General features: G+C 51.3%; 15 protein-coding genes and 1 tRNA gene. 6 read left to right on the forward strand and 10 right to left on the reverse strand.

Going from position 1 to position 14,754, the window contains the following annotated elements:
* Nucleotides 1-31 precede the first annotated feature (31 nt).
* The 5 genes from APA10_RS03215 (at nucleotide 32) to APA10_RS03235 (ending at nucleotide 5,457) form a co-directional block, all read left to right on the forward strand.
* On the forward strand, nucleotides 32-1,183 hold the full coding sequence (locus tag APA10_RS03215) for an NAD(P) transhydrogenase subunit alpha (RefSeq protein WP_035365806.1): 1,152 nt from the start codon (nucleotides 32-34) through the stop codon (nucleotides 1,181-1,183).
* Nucleotides 1,180-1,506 carry an NAD(P) transhydrogenase subunit alpha gene (locus APA10_RS03220; RefSeq protein WP_003624941.1) on the forward strand — a complete coding sequence of 109 codons (327 nt, stop codon included), beginning with the start codon at nucleotides 1,180-1,182 and terminating at the stop codon, nucleotides 1,504-1,506. The genes APA10_RS03215 and APA10_RS03220 overlap by 4 nt, the downstream gene beginning before the upstream one ends.
* A complete protein-coding gene (locus APA10_RS03225; protein ID WP_003629445.1) occupies nucleotides 1,507-2,922 on the forward strand; it encodes an NAD(P)(+) transhydrogenase (Re/Si-specific) subunit beta in 1,416 nt (471 codons plus the stop codon).
* Between the two features lie 75 nt (nucleotides 2,923-2,997).
* Nucleotides 2,998-4,026 (forward strand): alcohol dehydrogenase AdhP, encoded by a 1,029-nt coding sequence (gene adhP / locus APA10_RS03230; protein ID WP_003624943.1) that lies wholly within the window; start codon nucleotides 2,998-3,000, stop codon nucleotides 4,024-4,026.
* A 39-nt stretch (nucleotides 4,027-4,065) separates the two neighbouring features.
* Nucleotides 4,066-5,457, forward strand: coding sequence for an NAD-dependent succinate-semialdehyde dehydrogenase (locus APA10_RS03235; RefSeq protein ID WP_035367310.1), 1,392 nt, complete (start codon nucleotides 4,066-4,068; stop codon nucleotides 5,455-5,457).
* Between the two features lie 83 nt (nucleotides 5,458-5,540).
* On the opposite strand, the gene APA10_RS03240 is transcribed toward APA10_RS03235, so the two are convergent.
* The 4 genes from APA10_RS03240 to xseA all read right to left on the reverse strand — a co-directional run bounded on the left by APA10_RS03240 (nucleotide 5,541) and on the right by xseA (nucleotide 8,784).
* Nucleotides 5,541-6,716, reverse strand: coding sequence for a phosphoserine transaminase (locus tag APA10_RS03240; protein ID WP_003629446.1), 1,176 nt, complete (start codon nucleotides 6,714-6,716; stop codon nucleotides 5,541-5,543).
* 31 nt (nucleotides 6,717-6,747) lie between these two features.
* Nucleotides 6,748-6,834, reverse strand: a tRNA-Leu gene (locus APA10_RS03245).
* A 55-nt stretch (nucleotides 6,835-6,889) separates the two neighbouring features.
* Nucleotides 6,890-7,231 (reverse strand): hypothetical protein, encoded by a 342-nt coding sequence (locus APA10_RS03250; RefSeq protein WP_003623232.1) that lies wholly within the window; start codon nucleotides 7,229-7,231, stop codon nucleotides 6,890-6,892.
* Nucleotides 7,232-7,329: 98 nt separating this feature from the next.
* Nucleotides 7,330-8,784, reverse strand: coding sequence for an exodeoxyribonuclease VII large subunit (gene xseA / locus APA10_RS03255; RefSeq protein WP_003629447.1), 1,455 nt, complete (start codon nucleotides 8,782-8,784; stop codon nucleotides 7,330-7,332).
* Between the two features lie 51 nt (nucleotides 8,785-8,835).
* Between xseA and purD the strand changes: the two genes are divergently transcribed.
* Entirely contained in the window at nucleotides 8,836-10,119 is a 1,284-nt protein-coding gene (purD, locus tag APA10_RS03260; RefSeq protein ID WP_003629448.1) for a phosphoribosylamine--glycine ligase, read from the forward strand.
* Between the two features lie 48 nt (nucleotides 10,120-10,167).
* Here purD and rimI read toward each other — a convergent pair whose 3' ends face one another.
* The 6 genes from rimI to APA10_RS03290 form a co-directional block, all read right to left on the reverse strand.
* The gene (gene rimI / locus APA10_RS03265) at nucleotides 10,168-10,620 is read right to left on the reverse strand and encodes a ribosomal protein S18-alanine N-acetyltransferase (protein WP_174714274.1); all 453 of its coding nucleotides are present in this window, start codon (nucleotides 10,618-10,620) and stop codon (nucleotides 10,168-10,170) included.
* A gap of 2 nt (nucleotides 10,621-10,622) precedes the next feature.
* A complete protein-coding gene (tsaB, locus tag APA10_RS03270; protein WP_003629450.1) occupies nucleotides 10,623-11,315 on the reverse strand; it encodes a tRNA (adenosine(37)-N6)-threonylcarbamoyltransferase complex dimerization subunit type 1 TsaB in 693 nt (230 codons plus the stop codon).
* Entirely contained in the window at nucleotides 11,312-11,896 is a 585-nt protein-coding gene (locus APA10_RS03275; RefSeq protein ID WP_050923477.1) for a malonic semialdehyde reductase, read from the reverse strand. The genes tsaB and APA10_RS03275 overlap by 4 nt, the downstream gene beginning before the upstream one ends.
* 110 nt (nucleotides 11,897-12,006) lie before the next feature.
* A complete protein-coding gene (locus APA10_RS03280) occupies nucleotides 12,007-12,567 on the reverse strand; it encodes a NifU family protein (RefSeq protein ID WP_003629453.1) in 561 nt (186 codons plus the stop codon).
* A gap of 226 nt (nucleotides 12,568-12,793) precedes the next feature.
* Entirely contained in the window at nucleotides 12,794-14,029 is a 1,236-nt protein-coding gene (locus tag APA10_RS03285) for a DUF2075 domain-containing protein (protein WP_003629456.1), read from the reverse strand.
* 77 nt (nucleotides 14,030-14,106) lie between these two features.
* A partial coding sequence (locus APA10_RS03290) for a YncE family protein (RefSeq protein ID WP_035367311.1) occupies nucleotides 14,107-14,754 on the reverse strand: 648 nt, incomplete at its 5' end.

Raw genomic sequence — 14,754 nt, forward strand, 5'->3', positions numbered from 1 at the left:
CCAACTTTTACAACAGAGTTTGGAACAGACCGTGACACTTAAAATTGCAATTCTGAAGGAAACGGCAGCCGATGAAAGACGGGTTGCCATGATTCCATCAGTCGCCCAACGCATTGCCAAACTTGGAGCCTCACTGGTTCTGGAACAGGGCGGAGGGGCCGCTGCAACCTATACAGATGCAGCATACACACAGGCTGGCGTCACCACAGAAGCGGATCAGCAGAAACTTCTGGGAGATGCAGATATTGTGTTGGCCGTGCAGCCACCCAGCGTGGATACGGTAAAAAAAATGAAGCCCGGCAGCCTGCTGGTATCTTTCATTTACGCCAAAACACAGCCCGATCTGGTCAAGGCTTTGCGCGATGGCAAGATTACCACATTTGCCATGGAGCTTATTCCGCGCATCAGCCGGGCACAGGCCATGGATGCGCTTTCCAGCCAGGCAGCCTTGGCCGGGTATTACGCACCTCTTCTGGGCTGCGTGCATATGCAGAAAATTCTGCCCATGATGACAACTGCCGTTGGCTCGCTCCGGGCTGCACGTGTGTTGGTAATGGGGTTGGGTGTTGCCGGGTTGCAGGCTTTGGCAACAGCGCATCGGCTTGGCGCTGTGTGCGAAGGCTATGATGTGCGCCCCGAAACTAAGGAAGAAGCTGAATCCGTTGGTGCGCGCTTTGTAGATACCGGCGTGGATGCCCGAGGCGCTGGCGGCTACGCCCGTGAACTGACACCAGAAGAAAAAACAAAAGTGCGTGCTGCACTCAGCCAACATATTGCACAGGCTGATCTGATTATCACCACAGCAGCCGTTCCCGGCAAACATGCACCACGCCTGATTGATGCAGACCAGTTGGCCGCCATGAAAGAAGGCTCTGTTGTGGTAGATATGGGCGCCCCCAATGGCGGAAACTGCGAAGGCACAAAAGCCGGAGAAATTATTAAAGTTGGGCCGGTAATATTGGTAGGGCCAACTAATCTTCCATCCTGCCTGGCTGCACAGGCGAGTGAGCTTTATGCCAAGAATATTTACAATCTTTTAGAACAGGTTGTGCATGACGGCGCGCTGAAACCTGATTTTACGGATGATGTCATTAAAGGCACCACCCTTACGCATGATGGCGCAATAACCAATGATGCCATCAAACAGTTTATCGAAAGCGCTCCAGTGGAGAAAGCATCATGATTACCGCAACATCCATGACCTTTATTATCGCTTTATACATTTTCATGCTGGCGGCCTTTACCGGGTATGTAGTGATCAGCCGCGTGCCATCCATTCTGCATACGCCCCTGATGTCTGGCTCCAACTTTATCCACGGTATTGTGGTTGTTGGTGCTTTGGATGCGTTGTTTAATGCAACCAGCATTTCCGGACAGATTATTGGTTTTATTGGGGTTTTTCTAGGCGCAGGCAACGTAATGGGTGGTTATGTGGTAACAGACCGTATGCTTGCCATGTTCCGGCCCAGCCAAAAACCGGCCCCCGCCAAGAAGGAACAGCAATAAATGTTTATTGAATACATTGTGGGCCTGAGTGGCCTTATTGCTGCCGGCCTGTTTATTTACGGGCTGAAAGCCATGTCCTCCCCCGTTACGGCTGTATCTGGTATTGTTACAGCCGGTTACGGTATGATCTTTGTTATTGCAGCAACTTTTCTAAATTTATTTAACGTGACGGAAGCCGCAAAACCGCACCTTCTGGTAAATCTGGTCCTGGCTATATTGGCTCTGGTTCTGGGTTGCGCATGGGCTGGTTGGCGTGGCCGTACTGTGCAAATGACAGCCATGCCGCAGATGGTTGCAATTTTTAACGGTATGGGCGGTGGTTCTGCTGCATGCTTGGCGGCTGTAGAACTTTTAAGCGATGATCCAACATCCCCCCTGCACCTCACCATTACCGTTTTGGGTGCGCTTATCGGGTGCATTTCACTTACCGGTTCCATTATCGCATGGGCCAAGCTGGACGGACGGATGAAAAAGCCTGTTCGCTTTGGTGGTCAGCGTATTTTCAATGCCGGGGTGTTTCTTATTGCTCTGGTGTTGGGCGCACTTACGGTCATGCAGTATGCCACACCGATGCGGGAACTCCCGCGGGATCTGTTCTTCCTAGCGGCTCTGCTGTTTGGCGTGTGTATGACACTGCCTATCGGTGGTGCCGATATGCCGGTCGTTATTTCGCTCTACAACGCATTTACCGGGTTGGCTGTTGGGCTTGAAGGGTATGTGATGAACAACCCCGCCCTGATGATTGCAGGCATGGTTGTAGGGTCTGCCGGTACATTGCTTACTGTGCTGATGGCCAAGGCCATGAACCGCTCACTCACCAACGTGTTGTTCAGCAACTTTGGTGATAGCACCAGCAGCGCCAAAGGCCCGCAAGGTGAAATGCATTCTGTTGATCCAGCAGATGCTGCCACCACCATGCGTTATGCATCTAGCGTGATCATTATTCCCGGTTACGGGCTGGCCGTGGCACAGGCACAACAGAAACTTTACGAATTTGTCAAAATTCTTGTTGCCGATGGTGTAGATGTTAAGTTTGCCATCCACCCCGTTGCTGGCCGTATGCCTGGACATATGAACGTTCTTCTGGCCGAAGCTGGCGTGCCATATGACATGATTTATGACATGGATGACATAAATGATAGTTTCGCCACAACGGATGTTGCGCTGGTTATTGGCGCGAACGATGTGGTGAACCCGGAAGCCCTGACCGACAAATCCTCTCCCATTTATGGCATGCCTATTTTGAATGCTTACAAGGCACATCAGGTCTTTGTCATTAAACGTGGTACAGGCGTTGGATATTCTGGCGTGCAGAATCCGCTCTTCTTCCAGAAGAACTGCACAATGGTATTTGGAGATGCACAGGCCGTGCTTTCCAAAATGGTTGAAGCTGTCAAAAGTCTTGGCGGCTCCTGAGCATGACAAGGGCGAGGCTTATCCCTCGCCCTTTTTTATTTTCCATATCTGCTTGTAAAATAAAGGAAGCATATCATGTCCGGAAAAATGAAAGCCGCTGTGGTTCATGAATTTGGCAAACCACTAACCATTGAAGAGCTGGACATTCCCACCATTAAACCTACCCAGATTTTGGTTAAAATGATTGCCTGCGGCGTGTGCCATACAGATTTGCATGCTGCCAGCGGGGATTGGCCCAAAAAACCACATCTGCCGTTTATCCCCGGCCACGAAGGCGTTGGCACGGTTGTGCAGGTTGGCAGCGAAGTGGACTGGGTAAAGGAAGGTGACGTTGTTGGCGTGCCTTGGCTCTATTCTGCCTGTGGCCATTGCGAGCATTGTCTGGCTGGGTGGGAAACGCTTTGTGCGAAGCAGGAAGAAACTGGCTATTCCGTAAACGGCTGCTTTGCCGAATACGTGGTAGCAGACCCTAACTACATTGCTCATCTTCCCAAAGGCGTAGACCCTGTAAAAGTTGCTCCTGTACTGTGCGCAGGCCTGACCGTTTATAAAGGCCTGAAAATGACAGACACGCGGGCAGGGAACTGGGTTGCCATTTCCGGCGTTGGGGGGTTAGGCCAGATGGCTGTGCAGTACGCCGTAGCAATGGGGCTGAATGTTGTGGCGGTAGATATTGATGATGAAAAACTGGCAACCGCCAAAAAGCTTGGTGCAACGTACACTGTTAACGCCAGAAATACAGATCCGGCAGCATTTATGCAGGAAAAAGTTGGTGGCGTACACGGTGGATTGATCACCGCTGTTTCCACCAAAGCATTTTCTCAGGCTATGGGTTATGTGCGGGCAGGGGGCACTTTGGTGCTAAATGGGCTGCCGCCGGGTGATTTCCCAATTTCTATCTTTGACATGGTCATGAATGCCATTACCATTCGCGGCTCCATAGTAGGCACACGGCTGGACATGATTGAAGCTCTTTCCTTCTTTGCGGAAGGGAAGGTAACATCTGTCACCACAACGGATCGGATTGATAACATCAACGCAATTTTTGATGCGCTCAAGAACGGTCGGGTGGAAGGCCGCGTGGTTCTGGACTTCCGCAACTGAGCAACTCCTAATCTCAGAAACAAAAGAAGGGTTATTCTGATGGCTTATGCAACAATCAATCCCTTCACCGAAGAGCAGGTGAAGACATTCCCCACCGCCACAGATGCGGAAATTGAAACAGCGGTTGGCAAGGCTGATGCCGCTTTCCAGAAATGGAAAAACTTCTCCCATGCAGATCGTGCACGCATTCTGCAGAAAGCAGCTGATTTGCTGCGCGAAAATCTGGATGAGTATTCCAAGCTGCTGACCCTTGAAATGGGCAAGCGCTTTGCTGAAGCTCAGGCAGAAACGGAACTGTCCGCCGCTATTTTCGAATACTACGCCAAGAACGCTGAAAAGCTGCTGCAGCCGCAGGATCTACCCGTAGCAGACCCGCAGGAAGGTCGCGCCAAACTGGTGTATGAACCGCAGGGAATCATTGTTGCGATCGAACCTTGGAACTTCCCGTTCTATCAGGTTGCCCGCATTATCTCTCCTCAGCTTTCCGCCGGTAACACGGTTATTCTGAAGCACGCCTCCAACGTGCCGCAGTGTGCTGCCGCCATGGAAAAACTGATGCTGGACGCCGGGCTGCCAGAAGGTGGCTTTATCAACCTGTACCCGTCCCACTCACAGCTTGCCACGGTTATTCAGGACCCACGCGTACGCGGTGTTGCCCTTACGGGTTCTGAAGGCGCAGGTGCCAAAATTGCTGCTACAGCCGGTGGCGCACTTAAAAAGTGCATCATGGAACTGGGTGGCTCCGATGCGCTGATCGTGCTGAACGATGCAGACATTGAAAAAGCCGCCAAATGGGCTGTTTTTGGCCGCCACTGGAACGGCGGGCAGGGGGGCGTTAACGCCCAACGCATGATTGTGGAAGACGGTGTTTACGACAAGTTTGTAGAGCTGTACCGCAAAGGCGTGAGCGCCCTGCGTATGGGTGATCCGATGGACCCCAACACCACCATGCCGCCTCTTTCTTCCCGCGGGGCTGTGGAAGACCTGAAAAAGCAGGTTTCTGAAGCTGTGGCACACGGTGCAAAAGCAGAAGAAGTTCCGCTGGAAATGCCCAACAAAGGCTGTTTCTTCCGCCCTGTTATTCTGACAGATCTGGATGAAAGCAACCCGGCACGCCGTTGGGAATTCTTTGGCCCGGTTACCATGCTGTTCCGCGCGAAAGACGCAGACCATGCTGTAGAAATCGCCAATGATTCCCCATACGGCCTGGGTGGTTCCATCTTCTCTCAGAACGAAGAAAAAGCTGCTGAACTGGCCCGCAAGATGGACACCGGCATGGTGTACATCAACCACCCGACAATGGTGAAAGCTGACCTGCCGTTTGGTGGTGTGAAGCGTTCTGGCTTTGGCCGTGAACTGATTGACCTTGGTCTGAAAGAATTCGTCAACACCAAGTTGATCGACATTGTGGACATTGACGCACCGTTCTAATAGGCGCGGTTCAATCCAACAAAAAAGGCGGAGGGAAATTTCCCTCCGCCTTTTTTATACCGTGTAACGGTAAAAATTTTTAATTACTGCGGTACGACCTGCGCAAAAGCCCAATCCAGCCAAGGCAGTAAGGCGCGCACATCTGCTGCTTCTACCGTAGCACCACCCCAGATACGCAGGCCCGCAGGGGCATCACGGTAACTGGCCAGATCAAACCCAATGCCTTCTTCTGCCAGAATGGCCAGCATCTTCTTGACTGTTTTGGTCTGATCTTCGCGCTCAAGGGCCAAGAACCACGGGGCCACAATACGCAGACAAATAGCTGTGGAGGAACGTTCTTCACGCTTCTGAGCCAGAAACTCTACCCAGTCCGTTTTTTCCACCCACATGGTTACTTCAGCCAGATTGGCTTGGCTGCGCGCTTTCAACCCTTCCAAACCGCCAGCACCTTCGGCCCATTTCAGGCTATCCAGCGCATCTTCCACGCACAGCATGGAAGGCGTATTAATGGTATCTCCCCGGAAGATACCTTCAATCAAAGCACCCTTGTTGGTCATGCGGAAGATTTTGGGCAGAGGACGTGGTGCCTGAAAACTTTCCAACCGCTGCACAGCCTTGGGAGAAAGGGCGATCATGCCGTGGGCGGCTTCACCCCCCAAAGCTTTCTGCCAAGACCATGTCACCACATCCAGCCGATCCCACGGCAGATCCATTGCAAACGCAGCAGAGGTGGCATCACAGATTACCAGCCCCTCATGCTGCTCTGGAATGGCATCTGCTGAGGGAATACGCACCCCAGAGGTGGTGCCATTCCATGCCAGCACCACATCATGGTTCCAATCAACCTGCGCCATATCTGGCAGGCTGCCGTATTCGGCTTTCAGAACCCGTGTGTTTTCCAGTTTAAGCTGGGTGACAATATCCTGCGCCCATAGTGCTGAGAAACTTTCAAACGCCAGCACATCTACCGGGCGTTCCCCCAACATGGACCACAAGGCCATTTCCACCGCACCGGTATCAGAAGCAGGCACGATACCTACACGCCAACCTTCTGGTACACCTAAAATGGCACAGGAACGGTCAATAACGTCTTTCAGCCGTGCACGCCCTTCTGCTGAGCGATGCGAGCGCCCCACCAACGCATTTGCCAGCGCCGATACATTCCAACCCGGCCGCTTTGCGCACGGGCCAGAAGAAAAGCATGGATTAAGGGGACGGCTGGCCGGACGAGGAAGAACGGATAAGGAAGCGGCTGTCATAACCTTGGCCAGAATAGGGGGAGAAGAAATCTGGTGCGAGAGAGGGGACTCGAACCCCTAAGCCCTTTCGGGCGGTCGATTTTGAGTCGACTACGTCTACCAATTCCGTCACTCTCGCAGCGTGGCCCTTTTCCTATCAGCAAATTGCCGCCGGGAAAAGAGGCATGCATGCTTTATCGGCACACTCTTTTTGTACCGTCAGAGGCAATATAGGTGCCTGTCTGGGTATCAAAGCATGCATTCTGCACGCAAGAATTGCCAGAAGAAAGCGGCTGCGGGTAATTTTGCACACCCATCGCCATATTTTCACGCGCAGCGGTTCCGCACAGTGGTGTGTTCAGCGGTGCGGAAGGGTCATTGGTCAAATGGCTATCATTCGTTGCAGATGGCTCGGTTGTCAGGCCCGGAGCAAAGCTTTGCGGGGGAATACGATGCCCCTGCTGAGGCGCACACCCTGCCAGCAGCCCTCCCGCCAGACACAGGCTGACAACACCAACAGAAAAACGGATGGACATGCGCTTTCTTCTTTCCTGACAGCGCGGGCCCCTCCGCCCGCGTAGTTTATATTTGGCAGATCATAAACCTGATTGGCGTTGCAGCTCAACTCGGCGTTTTACAGTTCCAGCACGCCTTGCTTGGGTTGGCGCGTGCCATCGCCAATCACAGCCGGGCGGGCACCATCACCGAATGTCAGTTCTACACGTTCGCCATCACGTAATTGTTCAACACTGGTAACTGGCCGCCCCTCCGCCGTAACAAGTGCATATCCACGGGCCAACACAGCGCGGGGAGAAACAGCTTCCAACTGCCCGGCAATACCTGCAAGAGCTGTCCGTCTTTCCCGCACCAATGCCTGCAATGGAGCTGGAGATATCCGTAGGCGACCCAACCGGGCATCCTGCTTTTGGAAAGTATGCGCCATGCTGGCCTGCAACATGTTTGCCAGCACCGCCAAACGGGTGCGCCGCCCTGCCAATAAGGTTTCAACTGCAGGCATATGGCGTTCAATAGCAACCAGATCGGCTTTCCGCCGCTGCACCAAAACGGGTAGGGCAACATCTAATCTACGGCCTCTGTCATCCAACTGCATACGCGCTGTCTGCAACAGGCTTGGCAGATCCGGCATGGCAGAAGATGCACGATCCAGCCTTAAGCGCGCGGTTTGCATCTGGCGAGAAAGCGCGCCCAATGCACGGGCGTTTCTGTGCTCTATATCTGCCAGAAGTTCCGTGCGCACTGGCACGGCCATTTCTGCCGCAGCTGTGGGTGTTGGCGCGCGCCTGTCTGATGCAAAATCAATCAGGGTTGTATCTGTTTCGTGCCCTACGGCAGAAATCAGCGGGATTGTGCATGCAGCAGCAGCTCGTACCACGGCTTCATCATTAAAAGCCATCAGGTCTTCGAGTGATCCACCACCACGTGCCACAATCAGCACATCTGGCCTGGGCACTGCGCCTTGGCCATCAAGCTGGGAAAAACCATCAATCGCCGCAGCAATGCGGGCCGCAGCTCCTTCCCCCTGCACAGGCACGGGCCAGACAATAACAGGCCGCGGGAAACGCCTTTGCAAGGTTGTGCAGATATCATGCAGCACAGCACCTTGAGGTGATGTCACCACCCCGATCACACGCGGCAAAAGCGGAATGGCTTTTTTGCGGGCTGTATCAAACAGCCCTTCTTCCGCTAGCCTGATGCGTAAGCGTTCAATACGGGCCAGCAAAGCGCCTTCGCCCGCATATTCCATCCGCTCTACAACAAGCTGATAGCTGGAACGCTCACCATATGCCGATATCTTGCCGGTGGCGATAATTTCCACCCCGTTTTCCGGTGCCAGACCAAGGCGGGAAACCGAACCACGCCACACCACACCAGAAATTTTGCCCCGCTCATCCTTGAGCGAAAAATACACATGGCCGGAGGGGTAGCGTTTAAGTTCCGTAATTTCGCCACGCACGCGCACGCGGCTGAATGTGCCCTCCAGCGTGCGCCGGATAGCCCCAGAAATTTCTGAAACGGTAAATTCCGGCACATTGTTGCTGGCCGATGGAATGTCAAACTGTTCGGTCATGCGGCTAACCTATGCTACAGACGCTCGCCCTGAAAAGAGCAGAACATCAAGATGCAGGAGAAAACAATGCGGGTACTTCTGGTTGGATCTGGCGGCAGGGAGCATGCGCTGGCCGCAACACTTGCCCGTTCTCCGGAGCTTTCAGCCCTGTTTATCGCACCCGGCAACCCCGGCACAGCGGAACTTGGCGTAAATGTGCCCATTGGTGCGCAAGATGTTCCTGCACTTGTGCAGTTTGCTCTGGAACAAAAAGTCGATCTGGTTATTCCTGGCCCAGAAGCCCCATTGGTGGCAGGACTGGCCGATGCCTGTGCCCGCGCCAAGCTGGCCTGTGCCGGCCCCACGCAGGCTGCTGCCCAACTTGAAGGCAGCAAAAGCTTTACCAAGGAAATCTGTTACGCCGCCAACATTCCCACAGCACAGGCCGAACGGTTTACAGACGTAAACGCCGCCTTGACCTATGTGCGTGAAAAAGGTGCACCCATTGTTATCAAGGCCGATGGCCTGGCAGCCGGAAAAGGCGTTGTGGTTGCCACCACATTGGCCGAAGCAGAAAGCGCTGTGCAGGACATGATGGCTGGTGGATCACTTGGTGATGCAGGCCGCTGTGTGGTGATTGAAGATTGCCTTGTCGGTGAAGAGGTCTCGCTTTTTGCATTCTGTGCAGGTGAAACAGCAACGCTGATTGGTGCCGCCCAAGACCACAAACGCATTGGAGATGGAGATACCGGCCCCAATACCGGCGGAATGGGAGCTGTTTCCCCTCCAAAAGGTTTTGGTCAGGCAGAACAGGAAGCCGCGCTTGATCTGCTGGTTCGCCCCATGCTGAAGGAAATGGTGCGCCGTGGCACACCTTTCCGGGGTGTTATTTTTGCTGGCCTGATGCTGACAGATAGTGGCCCGCAACTGATAGAATACAACGTAAGATTTGGTGACCCGGAAGCCGAAGCACTGTTGCCTCGGCTTACTTCTGACCTTCTTCCTGCTCTTAAGGCTCTTGCAGAAGATCGGCTGGATACCACACCTGTCACATTTTCCGATCAAGCATCTGTTTGCGTTGTCATGGCAGCGCGTGGCTATCCTGGTTCACCTGAAAAAGGTGCCGTTATTTCCGGCGTTGAAGATGCCAACAAACTACCTGATGTGCAGGTCTTTCAAGCTGGTACCAAGCTGAATGCGGCAGGAGAGCTTGTTGTGGCCGGAGGGCGCATACTGGTTGTTTGCGCATTGGGAGACACCGTAAAACAGGCGCAGGAACGCGCTTACGAAGGTGTTAAAGCCATTTCATGGGATGGTGCTACATGGCGCACAGATATTGGTAACCGCGCCCTTTAATCAGCTTTAAATAACAGCCCTTAGCCATACAGACCCGTTTCTGTTTGGTTAAGGGCTTGCTGTTTGGCAGGCTCGGCCCAAAACCAAGGCGTCTGAGCCATCTTCATAATACTTTTTACGTAAACCGAGTTTTTCAAAACCCTGTTTTTCATACAGGGTTCTGGCGGATTGATTGTTGACCGAAACTTCCAAAAACAGGGTTTGCGCTCCCTTATATTGCGCAACCTGAGCACCCCATGCCAGCAACTGTTGGGCCAGACCGCGTTTTCTATACTCTGGCAATACGCAGACCGTTAAAATTTCTGCTTCATCCACCACAGTGCGTAACATGATAAAACCGGCGGGTTGGTCTTCCTCCATAACAATACCTGCATGCACACCCGGAGATGACAGCAAAGCCGTTATGGCTGTTTGATCCCACTGAGCACCTGTATTGAAGCATTGCACATGCATGCTGGCTAATAGCTGGGCATGTGCAATGCTTGCCTCCTGCACATGCACGGTCAAACTGGTTGGGCCCGTAAGCCATCTGCCGGCAATTTAGCTTCTGGCGGATCTACATACAGCGGAACAGGATCTAACGGAGGAATCTTTCCCATTTGGCGTTTAAGTGCTGCATCTGCAATTTGCTCTGGGATTGGCGTGCGTAATGAACTGTGAATAGCATGAGGGAAAGAAAGAGCCTCACAGGCATCACCTGCCACCAGCCAACTGCCTTCTGGTGCCTGCCAATGGGCTATCATGACTGCGCGAACATGCTGAGCATCTTCAACAAACACCCGGCCACGACGGGCCGGTGTAACCACCAGCCATCCTTTTAATTCTGGATGCCGCTGCAATTCTGCATCCAATGCAGGTGCCAGAGCTTCAGCGCGTGTTACGCCCACCAATGGGCAGCCAGCCCCCAGTGCAAAACCAGCAGCCACAGCGCAAGATGCGCGCAGGCCAGTAAAAGACCCCGGCCCAACAACCACGGCAACAAGATCTGGCTGTATGCCAGTTTCTGCGCCCCATCCTGTTTTTTGTAAAACCGTATCGGCAAGAAGGTTAATGCCCTCCGCCGCCTGCTTACCCGCCACCATCTCGGCATTCAGCACAGAAAGCTTATCACCTTCGGCCAGAACGCAAGCAGCCATTCCGCAAGCAGACTCCCCTGCTGGGCTACCATCCAGAACCAGAATACGCTGCACCATCATGAAACCACGCAGCAAGCTTCTTCAAACGCCAAACGAGGGGCGCGTGGGAGCTGATTTTCAAAATCTCCATACCCCAGGCACAGCAGAAAGTTTGCACGCCAACCCTGTTCCGCCAGAAAAGCGTCTTCCACCAAAGCCTGATCAAACCCGGAAATTGACAAAGCATCAAGCCCCAGGGCACGAGCTGCCATAATCATATAGGCCCCTTGCAGCGTACCGTTCCGAAAGGCGGTTTCCTCTGCCAACCCAACATCGGAGGCAAACCATGAACGCAGGTTTTCTTGCGGACACAAACGCGGCAACTGCTCAAAAAACAACGGATCATGCGCAACAATGGCAATAACCGCCGCACCCATTACCCTATTGACGTTGCCCTCAGACAAAGCCGGACGCAACCGCTCACGCCCATCTGAACCGGTAATAAAAACAAACCGGGCTGGGCTACAATTGCCGGATGTAGGCCCCATTTTTGTGAGATCATACAACTGACGCAGCACATCTTCTTCGACTGTGCGGGTTGTCCAGCGGAGGGGCGTACGCGCCTTTCTGAAAAGGAGATCCAGCCCGTTTTCATCCAGCATATGTATCTTGCCCTGTCTTGCGTCTATCATTGAAAGGGCAGGCGTAAAAAACACCTGCCTGCTTTCTATGCCACGCTTTGGTGCGCGACAAAAGCAGACAGGTGCAGCACTTAGTCTACCTGTTCGACAGAAACCACTTCTGGCACGTAATGACGCAGCATGTTTTCTACACCATGCTTAAGCGTTGCGCGGGAAGATGGGCACCCTGAACACGCACCCTGCATGGTCAAGCGCACAATGCCATTCCGATAACCACGGAAGACAATATCCCCGCCATCACCAGCCACTGCTGGACGCACACGCGTATCCAGCAGTTCCTTAATCTGCGTTACAATTTCTTCGTCTTCGGGAGCAATGGCATCTTCTGTAACAGCTACGCCTTCTGCCACGACAGGATGCCCAGCCACAAAATGATCCATCAGAGTGGACAGAATTTGAGGCCGTAGTTCTTCCCAATCTTCAGAATCTGCTTTTGTTACAGAAACAAAGTCGTTCCCCAAAAACACGCGAGAAACACCGGGAAGGGCAAACAATGCTTCCGCCAAAGAAGAGCGACCAGCTACTGCATCGGCATCAATAAAATCAATGGTGCCAGCGTCCCCCATAACTGTCTGCCCTGGCAGAAATTTGAGCGTAGCAGGATTGGGTGTGCCTTCAGTTTCTATAAACATGACCAGTTGAGCCTGAGTAATGAGGAAAGAGAACTTGTTACCTTTCAGTTGGCATTAGAATGCGTACAAAACAAGTCCTGTATTCAAAGAAAAACGGTTCTTCTTAGGGGAATTCGCTTTGAATAATCAACTTTCCTTAATTTTACATGGCAGAATGTTTGCCTTGCTCTTTGGCAAATCTGCCATGCAATTACGAAGCAGAAAGTAACCCAATTTAAAGCAGGCCTTAATTGCGTAATGATTGCTCCTGCAGCAGTTTCTTCCTTAACGCAGGATCATGGGCATAAAGATACAGACCTCTGACAGCCCTTGTCATAAGCACATTGATGGCGTTGAGCATGATCTGCTCCTTCACCTGCTCTGGTTGGGCCAAGCCATCCTTACCAGCAAAAGCGGCACCATCTTCATAACGTGTGGGGTCTAGGCGCAAGCAATCTGCTTGTGCATCATACGTAACAGATGGCCCCAGAATGAGTCCTACATAATTCAGATCAAACCCCTGCACGGTATAAACAGATCCAACTTCATTGATCGTATCGGGTCGTTCTGCCCAAGGCAGTTTTTCATCTGGCTTTGACAGATCCCACCGCAGGTGGAAACGTCCTTCATCAATAAAGTGCTCTTTGCCATCCAATCTGTAAGGATAATCATAAGTCGCAACGATACGTGACAACCCGCACTGGCTATTTTTCTGTTTGATTAACGCGTACATTTCTTGAGCATCATCAAAACATCTGAAATCAAAATTCTGCTTTTTTGGGAAGGTTGTCACCTTTTTTAAGCAGAAATTTTTTATCCATTCCAAAACATCTGCGTTTGCATGCATGCGAAATTGATCTGTCAGATAAAATGTTTCTACTGGGAATCCATTTATAATTTCTGAAAGCGTATCTTTATTCCAGTAACTTTTGAACTTTAAAACCTGTTTTTCATCAAAAACAAGGATAACAATACGAGCAAGCTTTATAATCTCTTCAAGGTGATTGTTTTGGTTAAATCTATTGTATTTATCAGGACGTGTTAAAAGAAGATGTGCTTCATCAATCAGCACAACATCTGCCTTTTTTCCTAATTTATTCATTTTGTTTATAAATGTTGTTGGACGCTCAAAATCCTTTTTCCTGATATACGGAAAGTCTTCTGATATATTTGTATACAGCTTCATCATTTCAGGATGATTCACAATAAGGTAGTTTTCCTTTCCAGAAAAACAATCTTCATCCTGGCTGCTTCTGGCCATGCGCTGCAAATCATTAAATATAGAATTTATAACAAGACTTTTTCCTGTTCCGGCATCACCTTCAATAACAAAAATAGCGTGTTCATTTTTTTGGTGGGCCTTGCAAAACTCAAGAATATCTTTTTTTAGCGCTTTCTGTGCAGAAGATAATTTTTGAAAAGGAGAAAGTTTCTTTTTTGCATTATTGTTTTCAATATTTTCGTTCTGAAAATGAGACATCATGTTTTCCTAACCCCATAAAAAAAGCCTTTCTTGAAAACAAGAAAGGCTTTTCCAAAAACAGTCTTAGATTTCAATCCTTAACGCAGGATACCAGTATGCCCGATGCAATACCGGCCAGGCTGCGGCCATACGGTAAGGCCATGAGGTTCCGCACCAACCGGAATTTTAATCATGGAACCATCATCGGTATTGATTTTGTAAACAACATCATCAAACCGGCCTGAAAGCCATAGGCTTTTACCGTCTGCGCTTACATTCCCCATATCTGGGCTACCGCCACCGGGAATAGGCCAATCAGCTACAATCTTATTGGTTGCAAAATCAATAACTGTAACACCACCCGCCTTGCTGTGCGGTTTACCATGAATTTTATGAGAACCACGGTTGGCAACATACATTTTTGTACCATCGCGGCTGGGGTACAAACCGTGCGTACCAACACCTGTATGAATAAAACCTGTTTCCTTAAATGTGTCGCCATCTACAAGGAAAACACCATCTGCCATCATATCGGCAACGTAAAAGGTTTTCCCATTTGGAGAGATCAGAATATCCTGCGGCATGCCTCCACTGGAAAGAGCAAGATAGCCCAGAACTTTTTTGTTTACCGTGTCAACTTTTACAAGATGACCACCAAATTCACATGTGAAAATGGCATAGCGTCCATCAATCGAGATGGGGTGGTTGCCGTCCTCCCCGCACGGCATCGCAATGTGCCAGAATGG

Source organism: Acetobacter pasteurianus subsp. pasteurianus LMG 1262 = NBRC 106471 (assembly GCF_000285275.1).
GTDB classification, from domain to species: Bacteria; Pseudomonadota; Alphaproteobacteria; order Acetobacterales; family Acetobacteraceae; genus Acetobacter; species Acetobacter pasteurianus.

Excerpts from the sequence above, each read along its gene's own strand:
- APA10_RS03220 (WP_003624941.1), top strand. The coding sequence starts at position 1,180 with ATGATTACCGCAACATCCATGACCTTTATTATCGCTTTATACATTTTC.
- APA10_RS03225 (WP_003629445.1), top strand. The coding sequence starts at position 1,507 with ATGTTTATTGAATACATTGTGGGCCTGAGTGGCCTTATTGCTGCCGGC.
- adhP (WP_003624943.1), top strand. The coding sequence starts at position 2,998 with ATGTCCGGAAAAATGAAAGCCGCTGTGGTTCATGAATTTGGCAAACCA.
- APA10_RS03235 (WP_035367310.1), top strand. The coding sequence starts at position 4,066 with ATGGCTTATGCAACAATCAATCCCTTCACCGAAGAGCAGGTGAAGACA.
- APA10_RS03240 (WP_003629446.1), bottom strand. The coding sequence starts at position 6,716 with ATGACAGCCGCTTCCTTATCCGTTCTTCCTCGTCCGGCCAGCCGTCCC.
- APA10_RS03250 (WP_003623232.1), bottom strand. The coding sequence starts at position 7,231 with ATGTCCATCCGTTTTTCTGTTGGTGTTGTCAGCCTGTGTCTGGCGGGA.
- xseA (WP_003629447.1), bottom strand. The coding sequence starts at position 8,784 with ATGACCGAACAGTTTGACATTCCATCGGCCAGCAACAATGTGCCGGAA.
- purD (WP_003629448.1), top strand. The coding sequence starts at position 8,836 with ATGCAGGAGAAAACAATGCGGGTACTTCTGGTTGGATCTGGCGGCAGG.
- tsaB (WP_003629450.1), bottom strand. The coding sequence starts at position 11,315 with ATGATGGTGCAGCGTATTCTGGTTCTGGATGGTAGCCCAGCAGGGGAG.
- APA10_RS03275 (WP_050923477.1), bottom strand. The coding sequence starts at position 11,896 with ATGCTGGATGAAAACGGGCTGGATCTCCTTTTCAGAAAGGCGCGTACG.
- APA10_RS03280 (WP_003629453.1), bottom strand. The coding sequence starts at position 12,567 with ATGTTTATAGAAACTGAAGGCACACCCAATCCTGCTACGCTCAAATTT.
- APA10_RS03285 (WP_003629456.1), bottom strand. The coding sequence starts at position 14,029 with ATGATGTCTCATTTTCAGAACGAAAATATTGAAAACAATAATGCAAAA.